At 37.3% G+C, this 19,315-nt stretch carries 20 protein-coding genes; 9 read left to right on the top strand and 11 right to left on the bottom strand.

Annotated features, from left to right (window positions below; translation table 11 throughout):
* Window positions 1-55 precede the first annotated feature (55 nt).
* The 3 genes from DRF61_RS04760 to DRF61_RS04750 form a co-directional block, all read right to left on the bottom strand.
* Window positions 56-1,186 carry an alpha/beta hydrolase-fold protein gene (locus DRF61_RS04760; protein ID WP_111954595.1) on the bottom strand — a complete coding sequence of 377 codons (1,131 nt, stop codon included), beginning with the start codon at window positions 1,184-1,186 and terminating at the stop codon, window positions 56-58.
* A gap of 184 nt (window positions 1,187-1,370) precedes the next feature.
* Complete coding sequence (locus tag DRF61_RS04755) at window positions 1,371-2,366, bottom strand: alpha/beta hydrolase (RefSeq protein ID WP_111954593.1); 996 nt, start codon at window positions 2,364-2,366, stop codon at window positions 1,371-1,373.
* Window positions 2,367-2,503: 137 nt separating this feature from the next.
* Window positions 2,504-3,361: an AraC family transcriptional regulator gene (locus tag DRF61_RS04750; RefSeq protein WP_167409396.1), complete on the bottom strand. Its 858-nt coding sequence runs from the start codon at window positions 3,359-3,361 to the stop codon at window positions 2,504-2,506.
* 77 nt (window positions 3,362-3,438) lie between these two features.
* Here DRF61_RS04750 and DRF61_RS04745 point away from each other — a divergent pair, with 77 nt between their 5' ends.
* Window positions 3,439-4,539, top strand: coding sequence for an alkene reductase (locus DRF61_RS04745; RefSeq protein ID WP_111954589.1), 1,101 nt, complete (start codon window positions 3,439-3,441; stop codon window positions 4,537-4,539).
* Window positions 4,540-4,607: 68 nt separating this feature from the next.
* Here the strand turns inward: DRF61_RS04745 and DRF61_RS04740 are convergent, their stop codons facing one another.
* Window positions 4,608-5,738, bottom strand: coding sequence for an acyltransferase family protein (locus DRF61_RS04740; RefSeq protein WP_111954587.1), 1,131 nt, complete (start codon window positions 5,736-5,738; stop codon window positions 4,608-4,610).
* A gap of 184 nt (window positions 5,739-5,922) precedes the next feature.
* Here DRF61_RS04740 and DRF61_RS04735 point away from each other — a divergent pair, with 184 nt between their 5' ends.
* Both DRF61_RS04735 and DRF61_RS04730 read left to right on the top strand, forming a co-directional pair.
* Window positions 5,923-6,981 carry a sensor histidine kinase gene (locus DRF61_RS04735; RefSeq protein WP_111955059.1) on the top strand — a complete coding sequence of 353 codons (1,059 nt, stop codon included), beginning with the start codon at window positions 5,923-5,925 and terminating at the stop codon, window positions 6,979-6,981.
* Window positions 6,978-7,673: a LytR/AlgR family response regulator transcription factor gene (locus DRF61_RS04730; protein WP_111954585.1), complete on the top strand. Its 696-nt coding sequence runs from the start codon at window positions 6,978-6,980 to the stop codon at window positions 7,671-7,673. Before DRF61_RS04735 ends, DRF61_RS04730 begins: the two co-directional genes overlap by 4 nt.
* A gap of 36 nt (window positions 7,674-7,709) precedes the next feature.
* Here the strand turns inward: DRF61_RS04730 and DRF61_RS04725 are convergent, their stop codons facing one another.
* Window positions 7,710-8,210, bottom strand: a complete 501-nt coding sequence (locus tag DRF61_RS04725) for a GNAT family N-acetyltransferase (protein ID WP_111954583.1) — start codon at window positions 8,208-8,210, stop codon at window positions 7,710-7,712.
* A 570-nt stretch (window positions 8,211-8,780) separates the two neighbouring features.
* Between DRF61_RS04725 and DRF61_RS04715 the strand changes: the two genes are divergently transcribed.
* From DRF61_RS04715 to DRF61_RS04700, 4 genes are all read left to right on the top strand, one after another.
* On the top strand, window positions 8,781-9,350 hold the full coding sequence (locus tag DRF61_RS04715; RefSeq protein WP_111954581.1) for a hypothetical protein: 570 nt from the start codon (window positions 8,781-8,783) through the stop codon (window positions 9,348-9,350).
* Between the two features lie 158 nt (window positions 9,351-9,508).
* Window positions 9,509-10,210, top strand: a complete 702-nt coding sequence (locus DRF61_RS04710; RefSeq protein WP_111954579.1) for an ABC transporter ATP-binding protein — start codon at window positions 9,509-9,511, stop codon at window positions 10,208-10,210.
* A 5-nt stretch (window positions 10,211-10,215) separates the two neighbouring features.
* On the top strand, window positions 10,216-11,256 hold the full coding sequence (locus DRF61_RS04705; protein ID WP_111954577.1) for a hypothetical protein: 1,041 nt from the start codon (window positions 10,216-10,218) through the stop codon (window positions 11,254-11,256).
* 58 nt (window positions 11,257-11,314) lie between these two features.
* On the top strand, window positions 11,315-11,758 hold the full coding sequence (locus tag DRF61_RS04700; RefSeq protein ID WP_111954575.1) for a hypothetical protein: 444 nt from the start codon (window positions 11,315-11,317) through the stop codon (window positions 11,756-11,758).
* Between the two features lie 141 nt (window positions 11,759-11,899).
* Here DRF61_RS04700 and DRF61_RS04695 read toward each other — a convergent pair whose 3' ends face one another.
* Window positions 11,900-12,700 (bottom strand): patatin-like phospholipase family protein, encoded by an 801-nt coding sequence (locus DRF61_RS04695; protein ID WP_111954573.1) that lies wholly within the window; start codon window positions 12,698-12,700, stop codon window positions 11,900-11,902.
* A 165-nt stretch (window positions 12,701-12,865) separates the two neighbouring features.
* Between DRF61_RS04695 and DRF61_RS04690 the strand changes: the two genes are divergently transcribed.
* Together DRF61_RS04690 and DRF61_RS04685 are read left to right on the top strand one after the other, a co-directional pair.
* On the top strand, window positions 12,866-13,444 hold the full coding sequence (locus DRF61_RS04690) for a TetR/AcrR family transcriptional regulator (protein WP_111954571.1): 579 nt from the start codon (window positions 12,866-12,868) through the stop codon (window positions 13,442-13,444).
* Window positions 13,445-13,513: 69 nt separating this feature from the next.
* Window positions 13,514-14,365, top strand: a complete 852-nt coding sequence (locus tag DRF61_RS04685; protein WP_111954569.1) for a nuclear transport factor 2 family protein — start codon at window positions 13,514-13,516, stop codon at window positions 14,363-14,365.
* A gap of 158 nt (window positions 14,366-14,523) precedes the next feature.
* Here the strand turns inward: DRF61_RS04685 and DRF61_RS04680 are convergent, their stop codons facing one another.
* From DRF61_RS04680 to DRF61_RS04660, 5 genes are all read right to left on the bottom strand, one after another.
* Window positions 14,524-16,464, bottom strand: a complete 1,941-nt coding sequence (locus tag DRF61_RS04680) for a S9 family peptidase (protein WP_111954567.1) — start codon at window positions 16,462-16,464, stop codon at window positions 14,524-14,526.
* Between the two features lie 77 nt (window positions 16,465-16,541).
* Window positions 16,542-17,126, bottom strand: coding sequence for a hypothetical protein (locus DRF61_RS04675; RefSeq protein ID WP_146896991.1), 585 nt, complete (start codon window positions 17,124-17,126; stop codon window positions 16,542-16,544).
* 63 nt (window positions 17,127-17,189) lie between these two features.
* The gene (locus tag DRF61_RS23085; RefSeq protein WP_111954563.1) at window positions 17,190-17,276 is read right to left on the bottom strand and encodes a YvbH-like oligomerization domain-containing protein; all 87 of its coding nucleotides are present in this window, start codon (window positions 17,274-17,276) and stop codon (window positions 17,190-17,192) included.
* 31 nt (window positions 17,277-17,307) lie between these two features.
* The gene (gene lpdA / locus DRF61_RS04665) at window positions 17,308-18,696 is read right to left on the bottom strand and encodes a dihydrolipoyl dehydrogenase (protein WP_111954561.1); all 1,389 of its coding nucleotides are present in this window, start codon (window positions 18,694-18,696) and stop codon (window positions 17,308-17,310) included.
* A 264-nt stretch (window positions 18,697-18,960) separates the two neighbouring features.
* Entirely contained in the window at window positions 18,961-19,221 is a 261-nt protein-coding gene (locus tag DRF61_RS04660) for a hypothetical protein (RefSeq protein ID WP_111954559.1), read from the bottom strand.
* Window positions 19,222-19,315 lie beyond the last annotated feature (94 nt).

The following is a 19,315-nucleotide window of genomic DNA, read 5'->3' as shown; positions in this document are numbered from 1 at the left end:
GTAATTTATTGGTGTAAGTTAATAAAATTTCAAAACATGACAAATATCATGTTTTTTATTTGAAAATTTGCTGGGCAAACTGGTAGAGAGATCTTCTCCACGTAAGCCATTCATGGCGGGTTTCAGAGGATTTGTATTGGAAATAAGGATAATTATTCCTGTTTAAGAAATCCGTCAATAATTGATCAAATTTAAAAAACATGGCGTCTTCTTTTTCCCCGATTCCGATAAAGAAGTAAGGTTTTTTCTTAGACTTCAGCAAGTTTCCAATAGGAAGTTCTTTAAAAGGTTCTGCCTCAGTTCCTTCATAGATCACAGGACTAAATGCTCCTATCGCCGAAAATGTTTCGGGATGGGAAACTCCAATGAGCATGGCCTGGTAGCTTCCTCTGGAAAGTCCTGCAATAGCCTTCTTGCCGGAAGTTTTATATTTTTTCTCTATATAAGGAATCAGCTCCTGCGTAACGATTTTATCAAGATTTTTGGAAGAAAGCACTGTTCTGGGATAGTTGTCCGGCATTTTTTCCTGTTCGGGATTCAGGGCAACCCCATAGTCCATCACCACTATCATTTCCCGTGCTTTTTTTTCTGCGAAAAGATTGTCTAAAATGTTTAGGATATACCCTTGCTTTTCCCAACCTGTAATATCTTCTCCGGTTCCATGGTACAGATACAGAACGGGTAATTTTTTTGTACCGTAATTGGGGGGAAGATATACTTTAAAATTCCGTTTACCCTGGGTAATTTGTGAGTTTAAACTGTCATTAATGATTTTCCCATGCTTTACATTTTTTTCCTGGAAAAAAAACTCCCCGGAAGGAACTTCAATTCCACTCGTCGGCTGGCTGTACCCGAAATACAGCTGTGTATTGGGATCATTAGTCCGTTGCCCATCTACATTGAACCAATAGTAATGAAATCCTATTTCCATAGGTGTTGTGAAAATGTTCCAAAAGCCATCTTTATCTTTGGAAACGGAAGATTTTATACTTTTCATGCCGTCTCCTCCATCTAAAGTTACAGATTTTGCATCCGGAAAGTAAACACGGAATTCTGCTTTTTTCTCAGAGTCTATTCTGGGAAATTGCTTTCCCGGTAAAACTGTTGAAGAAGTTTTATAAACCTGGGAAAATACGATGGAAGAGAATAAAATAAGAATTAAAGGTATTTTTTTTGAGTACTGCATTATTTTAGTTTTAAAATATGATTCACAGTCAGACAGCTTTTCTGAAGAAAAGGGCTCTTGTTACTTCTGTCAATCCTGTGTTATTACATCAATATTAAGGAAAATATTTTTTCTTTATCCGGATCTATAGAATATTATTCTATGACAGTTTGAAATCCAGATTTCTGCCTCATCCCTGTCCTGATTATTTAAGAAACTGCTTCATCATTCTCAGCGTGATTTCCATGCTTTCCGGGAGTGGCATTCCGTGGGCATAGCCTGCAAAAACGTGTAATTCTGTGAAAATACCTGCTTTTATCAGACGGTCAGCGTAAGCTATTCCACTATCCCGTAAAGGATCTGCTCCGGCAACAAAAATTACAGCAGGTGGAAGATTAGAGACATCTTTAATATTGCCAGGCAATACGTATTTTTCTTTTGAATTACCATTTTCTCCTATATAGAAGTCTTTTAAAACTGGGAAATCATCACTTTTGACACCGGGAATTCTTTTAAATTCAACAACAGACGGGTAATCCATCCCGAAATCACCGGGAGGAATTTCCAGAACCTGTAAACTGATTTCCGGACCTTTCAGATCTCTTGTATATTGTGCCAGACTTCCGGATATCCCGGCTCCCGCACTGGAACCTCCAACTGCAATCAGTTTTGGATTTCCACCAATACGCACTGCATTTTTACTGGCCCATAACAGGGAAGCATAGGCATCGTGAAGTGCCGCCGGAAAAGGATTTTCCGGGGCGAAACGGTAATCTATATTGATAACAACAGCATGCCCTTTCAAAGCATAATCTGCACACCTCTGATGATCCCATTTAGGAGTTCCATATACAAAAGCACCACCATGGAACCAAAGAAATAAGGGAAGATTTTTCGCGTTTTTGGGTTTATAAATCGTTACCGGGATTTCGGGATCTTTGGCATTCAGTCCCGGAATTTTAGATTGGGTTACATCAACGCTGTCTTTGTTTTTCAGTTCCGGCCAGGCCATTTCTGCCTGGGTTTTGCGCTCTTTTTTTACTTCTTCCAGGGTAATATCCTGAATCGGAGCATTAATCATAGCTCTAAACTGGGGCAGTAATCTTTTTTCTGCTTCCTGAAGGGTAAGTGGATTATATTGTTGTGCAAATGATAAGCCCGGGATCAGGAAAAATATTAGGAATAACAGGTATTTTTTCATAATAACAATAATGATAGATTCTATTCTTTCAAAAGTAATGTTATGCCTACCATTGGATGATACGAAAAGGAAATTTTGTGATACGGAAAAGAAATTTTTATAACCGGGTTTTCAAATTTGTCAGCAATTTTTTCTCTTTAGCTTTTAAACTGTTTCCGGAAGGCAGCAGCAGTTATCCCTTTATGCTTTTTGAACTGTCTGCTTAAATGGCTTTCATCAGAAAACCCTAAATCGTCTGCAATCTGTCCTATTGAATATTCACTGTAGATTAGCCGCTGTTCTATAATATTCATTTTATACTGAGTGAGATAACAGTGTAAGCTGTCGCCGGTGAGGTTCTTAAAATATTCGCCGATATAATTTGCCGACAGGTTAAACTGTTCTGCAAGATGTTTTATTCTTAAATTCTTAGGACTGTGTATGTTCTGATGCAGATAAACGAGTATTTTATTAATCAACGGTTCATCCATGGTTGTATCTGATATAACCTGCTGGGGATTCACGTTACGGGAAATAATATTTAAAACAAGAATGACCAGATGCTGAAGATTTTCATCAAAATAGGAAGGCTTGTTGCTGTATTCTGTGATCATATTTTCAATTAATGAAGCGATCATGTTGCAGTCTCTCTCATCTTTAATCAATACCTGCTCAAAGCGGTTGTGATGCGTGAAAATAGCTTCCAGCTGCTTTAACCATTCTATGACTCTTTCTTTTTCGTGTTTGGTTTTGTACTGTTCGAGAAAGACTTCGGAAAACCGGATGGAGCAATAACGTGTATTGGTAGTGCTCTCAAAACCTCTGCAGTCCAGCGGGGTAAACAAAAAAATACTGCCTTTAGTATATGGAAACTTGTTTTCATTAATAATCCTGGTGCCTTCCCCTTCCATAATCTGTACAATTTCAAAGAACTGATAGATCAACGGACGTTCATGCCAGTGTTCCATATCGGATACAAATATATCTAAAGGTTTATGTAAATGTTTAGTTTTCATTACCCGAAATGTACAAAAAAAACCGCCCGATATCCCTGTTTTTACCTCTTGGTTCATGTTAATTTTGTCAAAAAAATATGTCACAGAAAAAATTAGTCGCTCCGTTTATCAGCGAAAACATTTCTCTTTCCAGCAGAGTTGTAATGGCTCCCATGAACCGTAGAAGAGCCATTAAAGGCATCCCGTCACCATCCATGATTACCTATTACCAGCAGAGAGCCGGTGCAGGATTATTAATATCAGACAATATTGCCGTTTCCTCCAATGGTGGAGCGTATATGAATACTCCGGGAATATATACTAAAAACCAAAAAGATGCCTGGAAAAAAGTAGTTGAAGGAGTACATACAAAAGGCGGAAAAATATTTGCCCAATTAGTACAGTCAGGCCGTGTTGGCCATCCGGCCATCCAAAATAATGAGCCATTGATAGCACCGTCTGCCATACCTGTGAATGAAACTATCCGTATTCCTGATAACAGCTATCAAAGCATGACCATTCCTGATGCTATCAGTACAGAAGAGATTCCGGTTTGGGTAAAAGTTTTTAAAGAAGAAGCCATCAACGCGATGGAAGCGGGATTTGACGGTGTTGAAATTCATGCAGCTCATGGCTTTCTGATCGACCAGTTCATCAATCCTCTGAGCAATACCCGAACGGATGAATACGGCGGAAGTATTGAAAACAGAACGAGGTTCCTTTTTGAAGTCATGCAGGAAGTTATTGCAGCAATTGGTAAGCATAAAGTAGGTATAAGACTTTCCCCTTTCCGCGAAATTTATGACCTTAAGACTTATCCTGAGGAACTGGCAACCCACGAATATATCCTTGATGAACTACAGAAACTGGATATTTTGTATGTTCATTTTTCTAATGCGGTAGCTGATGGAAAACCTTCAATTCCATTGAGCTTTTTAGAGAATGCGAGACAACGTTTTAAAAACATCATCATAATTGCCGGTGGCTTTAGCGTAGAAACAGCGGAAGAAATATTGCAAACCGGGCTTGTGGACCTGGTCGCTTTTGGCAAACTCTATATTTCCAATCCTGATTTGGCAGAACGTATAAAAAATGATCTTCCGCTGGCGGATTGGGATGAGGAAACGTTTTATCACGGTGGAGACAAAGGGTATATTGACTATCCGAAAATATCATTTCAGGGATGTATAGAGTGTTAGCTTTCATATTGAACTAAATTTTAATTGATCTGATACGAATTCCCGGATAGCTGGGAATTTGTGTCAGATCAATCGCGTTCTGCTGTTCGATTTAAAATCCTGTATTTAAGCCTTGAAGCAGGATTTTCAATCATAAAGCGATATAACAAACCTCCGGCAATACATCCTGCCAGGCAGACTAAAAGACTGAAATTGTCTGACACATTCATTCCAAACTGCCCAAGAGTATATTGAATCATATGGATAATTCCTTTATGTGAAAGATAAATTGCATAAGAAAGCGCCGCAATCTGTGTAGTACTATATGATTTTGACCTGAAGAGAAATGAAGACCCAGAAAGTGACGACATCAAAATAATCCCATAACTTATCGCTACAAAAGTAAATCCAAAAATGGAAGCTTCTTCAGAAACCTGATCATTACATATCCAAAATGAAATCCCCAACAAAATCGCTCCAAGAATGAGAAGCTTATTCCCGTTGTTATGAACTGCATTTTTAAACTGAGATGAATATTGCATTAAATAACTGACTGTAACTCCTACTGCCAGACCGTCCAGACGTGTATGTGTAGGATAATACATTTCCATATACCAAACTTTCCAGAAATCTTCGGTATCCAGCACCGGAACAATAAAGTCTTTCCAAATGATAAATCTGGCTGTCAGCGAAAAGATGATGAGGAAGGCAGTAAAAAACACTGTATATCTCAAAACTTTTGCCTTCACTACGACTAAAAGCATGAAAGGAAGGAAAAGATAAAACTGTTCTTCAATACATAAAGACCATGCATGCGAAAACGTTCCGCGGTTAATGACATCGAGTCCATAGTTTTGAGTAAAGGTGATAAACTTCCAAAAAGAGGATAATGCCTCTCTTTCTCTGAAAAACGGAAATGAAAAGTACAAAGCCAAAGTGAAACAATACGGCGGGATAATCCTGAAAAAGCGTTTGGTAAAAAATATTTTTAAACTGATACTTCCACTTTTCTCAATTTCTTTAAACAGCTGTCGTGATATCAAATAACCACTCAGTACAAAGAAAAGATCTACCCCGGTCCACCCGAATCTCCCTAAGGTATCCAGCCAGGCCGGATGTTGAAACGCTCGGTAATGGTACAATAAAACCAAAACAATGGCTAAAGCTCGTAAATGATCCAGTCCGTAAAGTCTTTCAGAAGAATTGTAGTTTGTCTGCATTTTTTTTCTGCAAATGTTGTAAAACAGATCAGACTTTTTGTATAATCATGGCAGACAGCTATAATCTGCATGCCAACCGTAAAATCAGCCGTCCGAATGATAAATAAATCTTTCCGTCACTAATTTGCTTCTTTTTATCAAAAAATGGCAGGCTGCACTTCAGGATTTTATATTTTTGAAGACTATGACACTCGGACCGGAAAATAATCTCAAACAGAATATCTGTTTCCAACTGCTCTTTTGGACGGCTTTGTTTGTATTTGGAATTGCAAGAATGTATGGAGAATATGATGACGGAATCTCTTGGGAAATCATCATTTATAATTTCTGTCACTGGATATTTCAGATCGCAGGAGCCAATTTTATCTATTTTGTTCTTATCCGGAATTTTTTTGACCGGAAAAATTATTTCGCATTTTCGCTGTCCCTTATTTTCAGTCTGTATGTTATTTCTGTGGTCAACAGGATATTCATTGTTTATCTGGCAGAACCTTTCTTCATCAGTGTTCCTAAAGACAGCTTCTACAGTATTTTTACGGATATCGGCTATCTTTGGACTCACTATATTTTTACAATTATCAGTGGAGCTTTTATTTTTGTTTCAGTAATATTTGTGATTCGGTATAAAGATGAAAAAGAAAACACGGCGAAACTGCAGAAGGAAAAAGCCGAACTTGAATTAAAATCTTTGAAATCCCAGCTTAACCCACATTTTCTATTCAATACTTTGAATAATATTTATTCCCTTTCGATCAGCAATTCAGAGAAAACTTCTGAATCAATCAGCCGTCTTTCAGATATTCTGGATTACATTCTGTATAAAGGCCCTAAAAATGAAGTATCCATATCTGAAGAACTCAATATGATTGATCATTATATCACCTTGGAAAGCCTTAGATACAGTGAAGGAAGGTTAAAAATCAGCAGAACAGCTTCCTTATATTCAGCCGCTATGATTCCTCCGCTACTCTACCTTACATTGGTTGAAAATGCTTTTAAACATGGCGCAGAAAAAACGATAGGCTCAACTGAGATAAAAATTGATGTTTCCACAGATGGCTCCTATTCAGTTTTCAGGATTCAGAATACTTGTGGAGATGATGAGTATAACAACCCAGAAGGTATCGGGTTGAAAAATATAGAAAAACAGCTCCGGCTCCATTACCATGATGATTTCATACTCAAAGTTTCAAAAGAAAACAATATTTTTAAAGTCGAAATAAAAACTCCAGCAATCTTATGATCAACTGTATCATTGTAGATGATGAACCTCTGGCAGCAGCCCTGCTTGAAAAACATATTTCCGGGATCGGACATTTAAAACTGACTGGAAAAGCTGAAAATGCAATGGATGCTTACAAACTTCTGCAGACGAAATCTGTAGACCTTATGTTTTTGGATATCCAGATGCCTCATTTAACCGGAATTGATTTTCTTAGATCACTTCCTCAAAAACCACCAACTATTTTCACAACAGCCTACCGCGATTTTGCCATCGAAGGTTTCGAGCTGGAAGCTGTGGATTATCTTTTGAAACCTATTACTTTTGAACGTTTTTTCAAATCTGTAGAACGGGTTTTAAGAAACAGAAGTGATTTTCAGGAGGACTTTATCATCATTAAAACGGAAGGAATGAACCGGAAAGTCTTTATTCAGGAAATTGTTTATTTTGAAAGCCAGGGAAACGATATCAAAATGGTGTTGGCCAATAATGAAAACATTATATCAAAGCATACAATAACAGAGCTGGAAGCCATTTTATCCGGAAGAAATTTTGTCAGAATTCACCGTTCATTTATGATCAATGCTCAATTCATGACTGCTTTTAACAACAATGAAGTCCTGCTAGGCATTCATCATCTTCCTGTAGGCAGAAGCTATAAAAATGAGTTCAATGCTCTTATAATAAAGGTTTCTAAAGGCTCTATTAATTGATGAAAACCAATTATCTCCTCTAATCTAAATATAGATCTAATTACGTTTAACTATATAATAAGCTAATTCACCATATGTTCTTTTCAGATTATCAGTCCGATTAAATCCTGCTTTTTCTGATACTTTTTGTGAACCTATGTTATCAAGATCAGTTACGGCTACAACTTCATTGGTCTCAGTATTTAAAAAGCAATATTTTACGAGAGCACGGCTCACTTCTGTTGCTATTCCTTTCCCCCAATATTTTTTACTTAAAGTATATCCTATTTCAATCTGATCAGGTACATCAGCAAAGGTCCTGGCCAGGCACATTCCGATAAAATCATTATTTTCAGAATCAAATATTCCAAAACGGCCAAACGGGCCTTCAAGGTAATCCTTCAGAGCTATTTCGAACATTTCTATATACTGTTCAGGTGAACGATAAGGAAGATATTTGGTAACCTCCGCATCTTCAAAAAGGTCACAAAACAGGTTTTGCTCTTCAACTGAAAATTGACGGATAATAAAGCTTTGATCCTGATGTAGAATATTCATATTGGAAAATTATACTAATGAAAGGATAAAATTACAAATTATATAGCTTTTATCAAGATTATAATGCTGATCACTTATATTTTCTGAAAGCAGGCGCTTTGAAATAGTCTTTTCATTCAGAAACTTTATATTTCGCAGCTTTTGAAACTTAATTAATTATCTTTGAACAAATTGAAAGGCAAAACGGCTCTCTGACCAACTGTGGAACATTTAAGTTTGTTCATGTCTGGAAAAAGACTCCTGACGGGCGGAAAATTTCAAGAGTGGTCAGCTACGGACACTAAATAACTCAGAATAATTTTAAAATCCCAGTTAATTAATAGTTTACAGCACTAAAAAGCTTATCCAGCTCATTTAATATTTTGGAAATGATGCAGATAACTTATAAACGTCTGCCAACAAATGATTTGCAAACCTCCCCGCATGCAATGGCATGCATAATATCAACAGCTTCCCCATCATGGATATTAAAAAAAAGTCTTACTTTTGTTTGAAATAATAAAATTGTTTAGAAACTTTTTATTAGTAATTTTAAGACACAAATTTATAAAACATTAAAATCCCTTCCACATGAGAAAAATAATTCTACTCATTACATGCATGTTCAGTATTTCAGTTTTCTCGCAGATCAAAGTGCTGAAAAATGAGAGCTTGGTGGAAATTGGCAAAGATAATTCCGTAGGTTTATATAAAAAAGAGGATAAATTTACCATCAACTACCAGGATCTTAATACAAGTAACCTGAATACCATAAGGTCTTTTTCTTTCCAGAACCTGAACAGCGATGTATCTGGTCTGTATAAACTGCTTATGGACGGCTTTATATCCTCTCCGGACGAAAACATCATCCTGGAACTTCCTAATGATATTATTGAGCTTCATTACGAGAAAAATTATGGCCAACCAACCGTACAGTTTATCCAATACATCAATAAAAACCGTAAATATGTTGGCAAATCCCAGTTTTTAACCAGAAAACAGGTAGACAAAGTATTCGGAAGAACGAACGGAAAATCTGCCATGTATGAGAAGCCTGCTACCATGCAACAGATCAATGGTACAAAGTCTTACTCAAATCAGGCATCCACTGCGGCACCAGCTTCAAACAGCGGCAGTAAAAACAAGAAATCAAGAAAATAATCATATTTATTTTTCAATAATACTGAACTCATTCATCCGGATGAGTTTTATTTTTAAGATAAATCCCAGATATACCGCTATTATTTCTAATATTACGCAACCGTACATTACGAAATGAGTTTTTTATTTTTTACTTTTGCAGAAAGACATTACTTATTATGCCGCTTCAGATAATCAATTTAACCAAGAAATTTGGGGAACAGACCGCACTAGATAATATCAATATTTCTATTGATAAAAATGAGATCATTGGCCTTCTGGGTCCTAACGGAGCCGGAAAATCCACCCTCATGAAATCTATTGTCGGAGCATTGAAAATTGATCAGGGCGAAATTATCTTTAATGGAATGAATATTTCCGAAAATGAGATCGAAAGCAAGAAGAAAATAGGTTTTCTTCCCGAAAACAATCCGTTATACCTGGAAATGTATGTCAGAGAATACCTTCAGTTCGTTGCCAATATCCATAAAATATCTGCAGCCAGAGTAGATGAGGTGATCGAGCTTGTGGGAATTACTCCGGAAAAATCAAAAAAGATCGGCCAGCTGTCTAAAGGATACAAGCAGAGGGTTGGTCTTGCACAGGCCATCATTCATCAGCCGGACCTGTTGATCCTGGATGAACCAACCAACGGCCTGGATCCTAACCAGATTATCGAGATAAGAAATGTAGTGAAAGAAATCGGGCAACAGAAAACAGTACTTCTGTCTACTCATATTATGCAGGAAGTGGAAGCGCTTTGCTCACGGGTCATTCTCATTCACAAAGGAAACATTCTTCAAGACTGCCCTATTGATGAATTTAAAGGCAGATTCGACAGTCTGGAAGAAGCTTTTGCAAGCTATACGGCTGTTTCTTAATACTCATGGAAATACACATCACTCACGGACAGGGCATTATCAAAGTTCTGTACGATGGTTTTGCCAGCTGCTTAATCATCAGGCGTCCTGTGGCTGTTAACTGGCCGGATTCCCGGGGAAGTGTGGGTGAATATTATGCTGTTTCGGAACTCTCTGATGAAGAGAAAATAACTTTGGCTGACGGTCTTAACCATGCCCTTACGGATGGAACCGAAGAAGAGATCATAGCTCAGGTTGAGGATTTTCTAAAGCTTTTTGAAAGTGGAAGTTACCAGGTTAACCTGGGTAAAATTCCGTTCGACAATTCCAATTTCTATATGGCCAGGCCTTTGCCTGATAACGAAAATATTCCTGACCGGAAGAAATTTTCCGGCTGGTTCTACCCTTTCCAGGATTTTAATTATCTGTATACGCTGGAAAGTAAAAGTATAGATCCCAAAAGAATCGAATATTATGTAGATCTTATCAGAAAAGGAGGCCGTCCGAAACCCGTTGTATTTTACAGTCTCTACCATCTCGATCCGATGATGAGCTGTGCTTTTGTTCTGGACGGACATCACAAAATTGAAGCTTATACCCGACTGAAGATGGATATCCCGGCAGTTTTTATTGTAAAGGATAATAATGACTACAGCCCTGCATCAGAGATCATGCATGGAGCACACCACCTCCTTCAGGATATTGAGTTTGAACATCTTTTTCAGAATAACGACGAAAATCTGCCCAACATTAATTTTATCAATGATGAGATACTGACCAATGCGCTGGATAAAATGCTTAAGGAATCGGAAAGAATTGACACCTCTATTATTGAAATATTGATCAGGCATCACGAGTCCGGTTCTATGGATGAAAGAAAGTGGCTGAACAGGCGGCTTGATTTTTTAAAGGAAAACGTTAACCTTAGCTTTTTTAGTTTCAAAAAAGGTTTAAATGTATATTCACCGCAATATTCTGAAAGACATAAGACCAATATATGGTTCCTGAAAACGCTTAAAAGCGCAGTGGAACTGAATGCATGGATCAAAGAAACCATCTTACGATAAATATCCAATGGCTTCATATTTGATGAGTCTATTAATCTAACCAATAACCCATAATGCGATGATTAAAAGAATCTTATTAGGAGCCTTTTGTATGGCTCAGTTTTCTTTGGCTTATGCAATTGATAAGCCGGTAACCTCCAATTTTATTACTGTTTCCAGCAAGATACTTTCTTCTCAGCAGGTTCCGAAAACAGTGATCATTAAAACGAAAAAATTTAAAATCAGGATCGACAAGCAGCCAAATGGAAAATATCTTTACCAGTCATGGGCTGCCAACGCCAGGATCACATCAAAGCCAAGCATGATCATCAGTGACGGTGAGCTGATCCCTGATGGTTCCGGAGGAAATTACTATTTCAGCTTTGCCAATAAAGGATATACGTATCAGATATGGAGAAACTACCTTACCGATTCAGCTTCCAAAGCACCTTATACACTGACCGTGAATAATGAGAATGATCAGGAAGTTGTACGCCAGGACGGATTTGTAGTGAAGCAATAAAATAATATTATATGGCTTAACTAATATAAAACAACAAAAAATAACCAACCTGCAGATTACATCATTTCAAGACAGTTAAGCTGTGGAATTGTGTAATCCGTGGGATTTTTATAATATTAATTTATTGTATAGATAAGCTTATTACGAGCCAGACTGTTTCAGCTCTGTATGGAAACCGCTTGCTTCATAGCTTTCTTCAGCAGCTTTATACCCTATGTTAAAAATTTCTTCCAGACGGTCTTTTTTGCGCTCAAAAGTTCCATAGGAGGAAAGTTTTTGGGAAGAAATAAACCAGTCACAATAGTCGAATTTTCCTTTTTCGACTCTATATGAAAGAAGGTCGTAGGAACGGGAAACAATCGCTTTAATGGATTTCAGGTCTTTAATATCAATATCATGCGGCGGTGACACGAAAACACCGATCAGTTTATCGCATTCATCTCTGATGATATCTGCAGGAAAGTTATTCAGAACGCCTCCGTCACAGTACATTTCCTCACCGATGATATAGGGTGTTGTAACTCCCGGAATAGAGCACGATGCAATAATAGCATCTACTACTTGGAAGTTTTCGTCAAAGATTTTTTGAGTCCCGGAAACCAGTTCTGTGGCTACAATTTTCACTTCTTTTTTCAAATCCCCTAATTTCATATCATGAAAAATGGGTTTAAGATAATTACTGAAAATCACCGAAGAAACCAACCCCGGCTGGTTGAAAGTAAAATGCTTCCAGTTGAAGAAATAAACCGAATTGAAAAATTCCAGAATCTCATCCGGCGTTTTTCCTACTGCATGCAGACACCCCACAATAGATCCTGCACTGCAGCATGACAGCACATTAATATCTATGTTCTTTTCATTCAAGAATTTTAAAACTCCTGCATGGGCGATCCCTTTGGTACCGCCTCCTGACAAAACCAGCCCTGTTCTCTCAAAATTCATAGAATAAATGTAAGAAAACAGCCTGAAATAATCAGATTAATTTTAAGAAACATGCGGATTTTAGAATTATTTTAACAAAACACCTGGTAAGCTGTTCTTCCTATCTGATTCAAAAAAGCAGATAATTTAATTTGGAACGATCAGTTTAAATTGTATATTTGTCTCATGCCAAGAAATAAGGAATTTGATTATACAGAAAAACTGGAACTAGTGCGCAACCTCTTTTGGGAAAAGGGATACCACACGACATCCATGCATGATATTGTAGCTGTCATGAAGCTGAACAGGAGCAGTATCTATGATACCTATGGCAATAAGCATGATTTATTTTTAAAATGTCTGGCGAATTATGCGGCCTTCAAAGAAAATCAATACTCAAAAGCGTCACAGGCAAAAGATAGAGGAATTGAATCTCTAGAATATATCATCCGGGATGTTGTAGATCAGACACTGGCAGATAACAGAGCGTGTCTTATTGTAAAAACTATTTTTGAAGTGGCCCCTTCAGACCAGAAGGTTAAGCAGTTCATCCTGAAGAATGGTGCGGTGCTGCAGGCGATTTTAGAACAGGCCATATTACAGGCCCGTACGGAAGGAGATATCAGAAGTGAAAGTTCTTCATCTGTTATTGCCCGTTATATTCTTGCTTCTTTCAGTAGTTTTTGGAGTCATTATATCTTAACGCAAAATAAAAAAGAAGTAACGGAAATGGTTGATTTTTTAATGGAACAAATCAGGAAATAAATTTTTTTATCCAATAACGGAACGATCGGTTTAAAATACAATAATAAATATTAATCAAGTAAGAATAAAATGGAAAAAAAGACTTTAAATGAGATCAGAAAAAACAAAATTGAAACCTATTTCAAAAAGATAGATTCAGTAATATTTGATGATGAATACTTTGATCTTTATGCCGAAGATGTAGAAATGTATTATCCTAAATTTGGGTTTGAAAAAGGGAAACAGGGAATTAAAAATTTCGGAACGGTCATAGGAAAGCATTTGGAGAAGCTTACTCATGATATTCAAAATTTCAGGTATACTTTTTCAGATACTGTCATTGTGGTTGAAGGCAACGAAAAAGGAGTTACAAGGTCTGGTAAGGAATGGCCGGACAATCATACGTCTTTTGGTAAATTTTGTAATGTTTTTGAATTTGACGGTGAACTGATTAAAAGAGTTCATATCTATGTAGATCCTGATTTTACATCGGAAGATACCGAAAGGCTTGCTATTTTCAGGAACGACTCCGGTAAACAAAATTCAGTACCCTCGACCAGAGATGTAGTTGAAGAATTCTATGATCTGCAGTTCGGAAGGAAAGAAGGAAATATAGTAGATCTTTTTGCAGATTATGTAGACTGGGATTTGCCCGGCAACAAGGATAAATTCCCATGGACAGGAAAAAGAGAAACCCGTGAGGAAATAGAGCTGTTTTTTCAAGAATTATACAATAACATACAATCGGAAAGCTTTACTATTGATTTTATTTCTGTAGAAGGGGAAAACGCAGCCGTAGCAGGACAGTTATCCTCCAGAATACTGAAATATGACAAAGTGTTCAGTACCGAATTTGTTGTTATTTTTAAAGTGATTAACGGAAAAATTGTCAAATATCATTTCTTAGAAGACAGCTATAAACTTAATGAAGAAATGAAATAAAACGCATTCTCTTCCCTGTACAACATTCTTATGGTCGTTACAGAATATTTTAAACCACAAAAGTCACAGAATTTTCAAATACTTTAAGCATATAAATTTTCTGACTTTTGCGGTTTTATTTTGATACATCCAGAATATGGACAGTTTTTATACTGTTGTTATTTCAGCAGGTATTCCTGCATGAATCTGATCACGGCAAGACGCTGAAAATCCACATTTTCTTTTTTCCTGAATCCGTGGCCTTCATTTTTAGCTTCCAGATACCATACTGTTTTTCCCTGGGCTTTCAGCTTATCTCTCATCTGAACAGCTTCTGTGACAGGAACTCTGGGATCATTGGTTCCCTGGATGATGAACATTGGTTTTTTAATCTTATCGATATTATTCAGAGGGGCAATTTTAGTAAAGAATTCTGCCATTTTGGGAATTCTTTCGTCGCCATACTCTACCCTTCTCAGGTCTCTTCTGTATTCTTCCGTATTTTTAAGAAAGGTATTAAAATCGGAGATTCCAACAATATCTACGGAGCATCTGATCTTATCGGCATATTCATAAGCAGTGGCCAGAGTCATAAAGCCTCCATAGCTTCCTCCCATGATCATGATCCTGTCTTTATCCAGCTCAGGCTGCCTGGCGATCCAATCAAGTAGGGCTCCGATATCTTTCACGGAATTCATTCTCAGGTCCCAGTTATCGGCCGCAATAAATGTTTTCCCAAAACCGGATGAACCTCTTACATTAGGATAAATCATGGCAACTCCCATTTCATTGGTAAAATAATTGGAAGAACCCAGAGAAGATGCCATAGACTGGCCTTCCGGTCCTCCGTGGATATTAATAATCACCGGCCTTTTTCCTGTAAACTTCGATGACACCGGATAATAAAACCCTGAGATCTTCATATTGTCAAAGCTCTTCCATTCGATCAGTTTTGGGACGGACATATCGGAAGGCTGCATTTCACCTTGCTCACTTTCCGTCCACCTTTCTATATTCCGGGTGGCCATATCCATTTTATAAACATCTGCACCTGAATCTGCTGCTGATCTGGAGAAATAAAGAGATTTCCCATCATTGGAAAATTTCACACCACCAATCAGACCGATCGGGATTTGGCTGACAGGTACATATTTTTTTGTAGCCGTATCCAGAATATACAATTTATTGATTCCGCTTTCATTGGTTACAAATGCCAGCGTGGATTTATCTTCAGAAAGCTCATAATCTTCTACATTCCATGGAATGGAAGAGGTCAGGTATTCTGTTTTTTTAGTTTTCAAATTCAAAACTGCCAGTCTGCTGAATTCATTATTCCGGTCTGTAACATAAAAAATTTCATCAGGATTTTTGCTGAAAATACCCGCGCTTTGCACGACTCCTTTTTCTTTGCGGTCTGTGATGGGTTCCAGTTTTTTAGCTTCCAGATCATACAGGTACAGATAGGAATCGTTAGCTGAAACATATTCTGCAACCAGAAGCTTTTTACCGTCTTCGGAAAGATCGGAAATTCCCCAGCCGCCTCCTTTGACTTCCAGTACCAATTGTGCATTTTCCGGTTTTAGAGGATTCATGTAATAAATATCCCTGTCGCCACCGTTTCTTTTTGTGGATGAAAAATAAAATCCTGACCCATCTTTTTTCCAGATTACTCCTCCATTCTGGGATCGTCCGCCATCGGTGAGAAGTTTAGATTCCATCGTCTTCAGATCAAGCTTAAAAAGCTGCCCGAATTCATTTCCTCCGGTATCTTTGGTGTAGATCAGATACTCCCCCTTTACGGGCTCATATGAGGCTGTATTGACGGGTTCATCAAAGAAAGTAATCTGCTTTCTCGCTCCCATGGGAACAGAAATCTTATGAAGCTGATTGGTCGAAGCAAAACGGGTCACCGCAATGATCTCTTTTCCATTAGGATGAATGTCTGCAACACCTGCATTTCTACTCTCAGAATACTTTTTAATAGTCTGATTCAAACTCTTTGGAATAGGCAGAATATTTTCGACAATAAGATTTTCATTGGGGCTTACAAAGTCATTTTTCGTCTGTGCAGACAGGAGTCCGGCGAACAGAAGAGGAAGAATAATATATTTGTTTTTCATGCTTAAATTTTGCCTGAATTTACAAAAAACCACAGACATTATCCATGGTTTCATTTATTTACAAAGTTTCTATATGATTATTTTTTATCATATCGTTCAAGGATCTTTATTAAATCTGTATCCTCAACCATCCCATCTATCAATAGTGAAAGATCGGGGTACGCTCCGAATATTTCCTTCAATTGTGCTCTTGCTCCCGGTGCCCTAAAATATATTTCATTAATATTTTTGTTCTTCCGCATGATCAAATAATCTGTATTCTTTGTTTCATAGGTATAGATAGGGCCGTCGTAAAAGCTCTTTCTGTACCATTGCGTCTTATTCCCGCTATACATTACCTGAAGCAATCCGGAATCTTTAGAAAGAACGGATTTTGAGTTAACGAATGTTCTTTTTACTTTTTTAAGGTCTCTTATTTCCAGGTATTTAATATCATTTTCATTCACTTTCAGCTTTTTACCTGAAGGATCTAACACTGTGATCTGGCGGATATAAGTTGCCGGAGAAAACTCTTCATTATCATACAATCCAATATTCAGAATTTTTGTTTTTATAGTGTCCTTAGAATTTTTCAGGACATATTTTGCCGGAAAGTATGTTTCTTTCTGAGAAAATAAAAAATTAAAACAAAGGAAAAGAAGGAGTAAATTTATCTTTTTCATAATTGCAGCTATCATAAAAAAAGCCCAGAACAAATCTGAGCTTTAAATATAGTTATTAATATTTTAGTTATTCATATACTTTTCAAAAATCGCTGAAAAGTCTTTCTGATTGTTATCTTTCAAAACTGTTTTTTGACCAGTTAAAAACATATTCTGAATACAGGTATCAGTTAAATTGATCTTAGATATGGATTACTTCACCGTAAGCTGCTGCTGCTGCTTCCATAATCGCTTCGGAAACCGTTGGGTGTGGGTGGATCGATTTAATGATCTCATGACCTGTAGTTTCCAGTTTTCTGGCCACTACTGCTTCTGCAACCATATCTGTAACTCCTTCTCCAATCATGTGACATCCTAACCACTCACCATATTTGGCATCAAAAATAACTTTGATGAATCCGTCTGTATTTCCGTTAGCAGTTGCTTTACCACTTGCGGAAAGAGGGAACTTCCCTACTTTGATCTCGTATCCTTTTTCTTTAGCCTGCTTTTCCGTAAGACCTACAGAGGCTACTTCTGGGTGACAGTATGTACATCCCGGGATATTGCCATAGTCGATTTTTTCAACGTGCATTCCTTTGATTTTTTCAACACAAGTGATTCCTTCAGCAGAAGCAACGTGTGCCAAAGCCTGTGTAGGAATGATATCACCGATTGCATAGTAACCCGGAACTGAAGTTTCATACCATTCGTTCACTAAAACTCTTCCTTTATCAGTCTGGATTCCTACTTCTTCCAATCCGATGTTTTCGATATTGGCAGCGATACCTACGGCAGAAAGTAAAATATCAGCTTCAAGGGTAATGTTTCCGTTTGCTGTTTTTACAGTTGCTTTTACGCCTTCTCCGCTTGTATCAACACTTTCAACTGATGCATTAGTCATGATCTCTATTCCTGTCTTTTTAAGAGATTTTTCCAGGTGCTTAGAAATTTCCTCATCTTCTACAGGAACAATGTTTGGCATAAATTCTACAACAGTTACTTTAGTACCCATTGTATTATAGAAATCGGCAAATTCTACCCCGATAGCGCCAGAACCTACAACAATCATAGATTTCGGTTGCTCAGGAAGAGATAATGCCTGTCTGTATCCGATTACTTTTTTACCATCCTGAGGAAGGTTAGGAAGTTCTCTTGAACGTGCTCCTGTTGCGATAATAATGTTCTCTGCTGCATATTCAGTCACTTTACCATCTTTATCTGTAACAGAAACTTTTTTACCTTTCTGAACCTTAGCTGTCCCAAGAATCACGTCGATCTTGTTCTTCTTCATCAGGAATTCAATTCCTTTGCTCATTTTGTTGGCTACGCCACGGCTTCTCTGGATTACATTTGGAAACTCAAAGCTTCCTTCCACTTTATTCAGACCATAGTCTTCAGCATGGTTGATATAATGAAAAACCTGAGCAGACTTCAGTAAAGCTTTCGTAGGAATACATCCCCAGTTCAGGCAGATTCCCCCTAAGTTTTCTTTCTCGATAATTGCAGTTTTGAAACCCAATTGTGCTGCTCTGATCGCTGTAACATAACCGCCAGGACCGCTTCCGATGACAATGATATCGTAGTTCATTATTTTAAAAATTTTATGCGAATTTAAGGAAAAATATTGGATGTTCTATGTTCTGTCATTCATATTTCACTGAATACTACGTTCATTTGGTGGACCGTTGACTGGCTTTATATTTCCTGGTTATTTTTTCCTTTTCAATCTTTTACTTTCAGGAAAATTATATAAAGCTGAAATAAGCACAGAAAAAAAATAAAGAAAGCCGTTCTCAGCTGGTGAAAACGGCTTTCTTATCAGTTTAATGTATAATTTTAAAAAGATCCGGGATTACAGTTTTTTAAGTAATCTTTTCTCGGTCCGGTATCTTTCATTTAAAGCTTTCATCTGATCTCTTTTCATCTTTTTTGTCGCAAGCGGATGATTCATAATCAGTTTCTTTTCTGTATTGTATTTTTTGTCCAGCTCACGCGATTTACTGCTGATTAGCTCACTTTTGGATGGGTGTGGAGGTGCCGGTGGTCGTTTCTGGGCATTCACACTCATCGATAAAACTAATAACAATACGGTCGATATAAAAAACTTTTTCATGACATTTTACTTTTAAGAATGATTTTAAAATGATTAATTAATATCCATTCAATTCATTCAGGTTTTGCAATACATATTACATATATCGTACCAG

Source organism: Chryseobacterium lathyri, assembly GCF_003290185.1.
In the GTDB taxonomy this organism is placed as follows: domain Bacteria; phylum Bacteroidota; class Bacteroidia; order Flavobacteriales; family Weeksellaceae; genus Chryseobacterium; species Chryseobacterium lathyri.
This window is presented reverse-complemented; position numbering and strand designations above follow the sequence as displayed.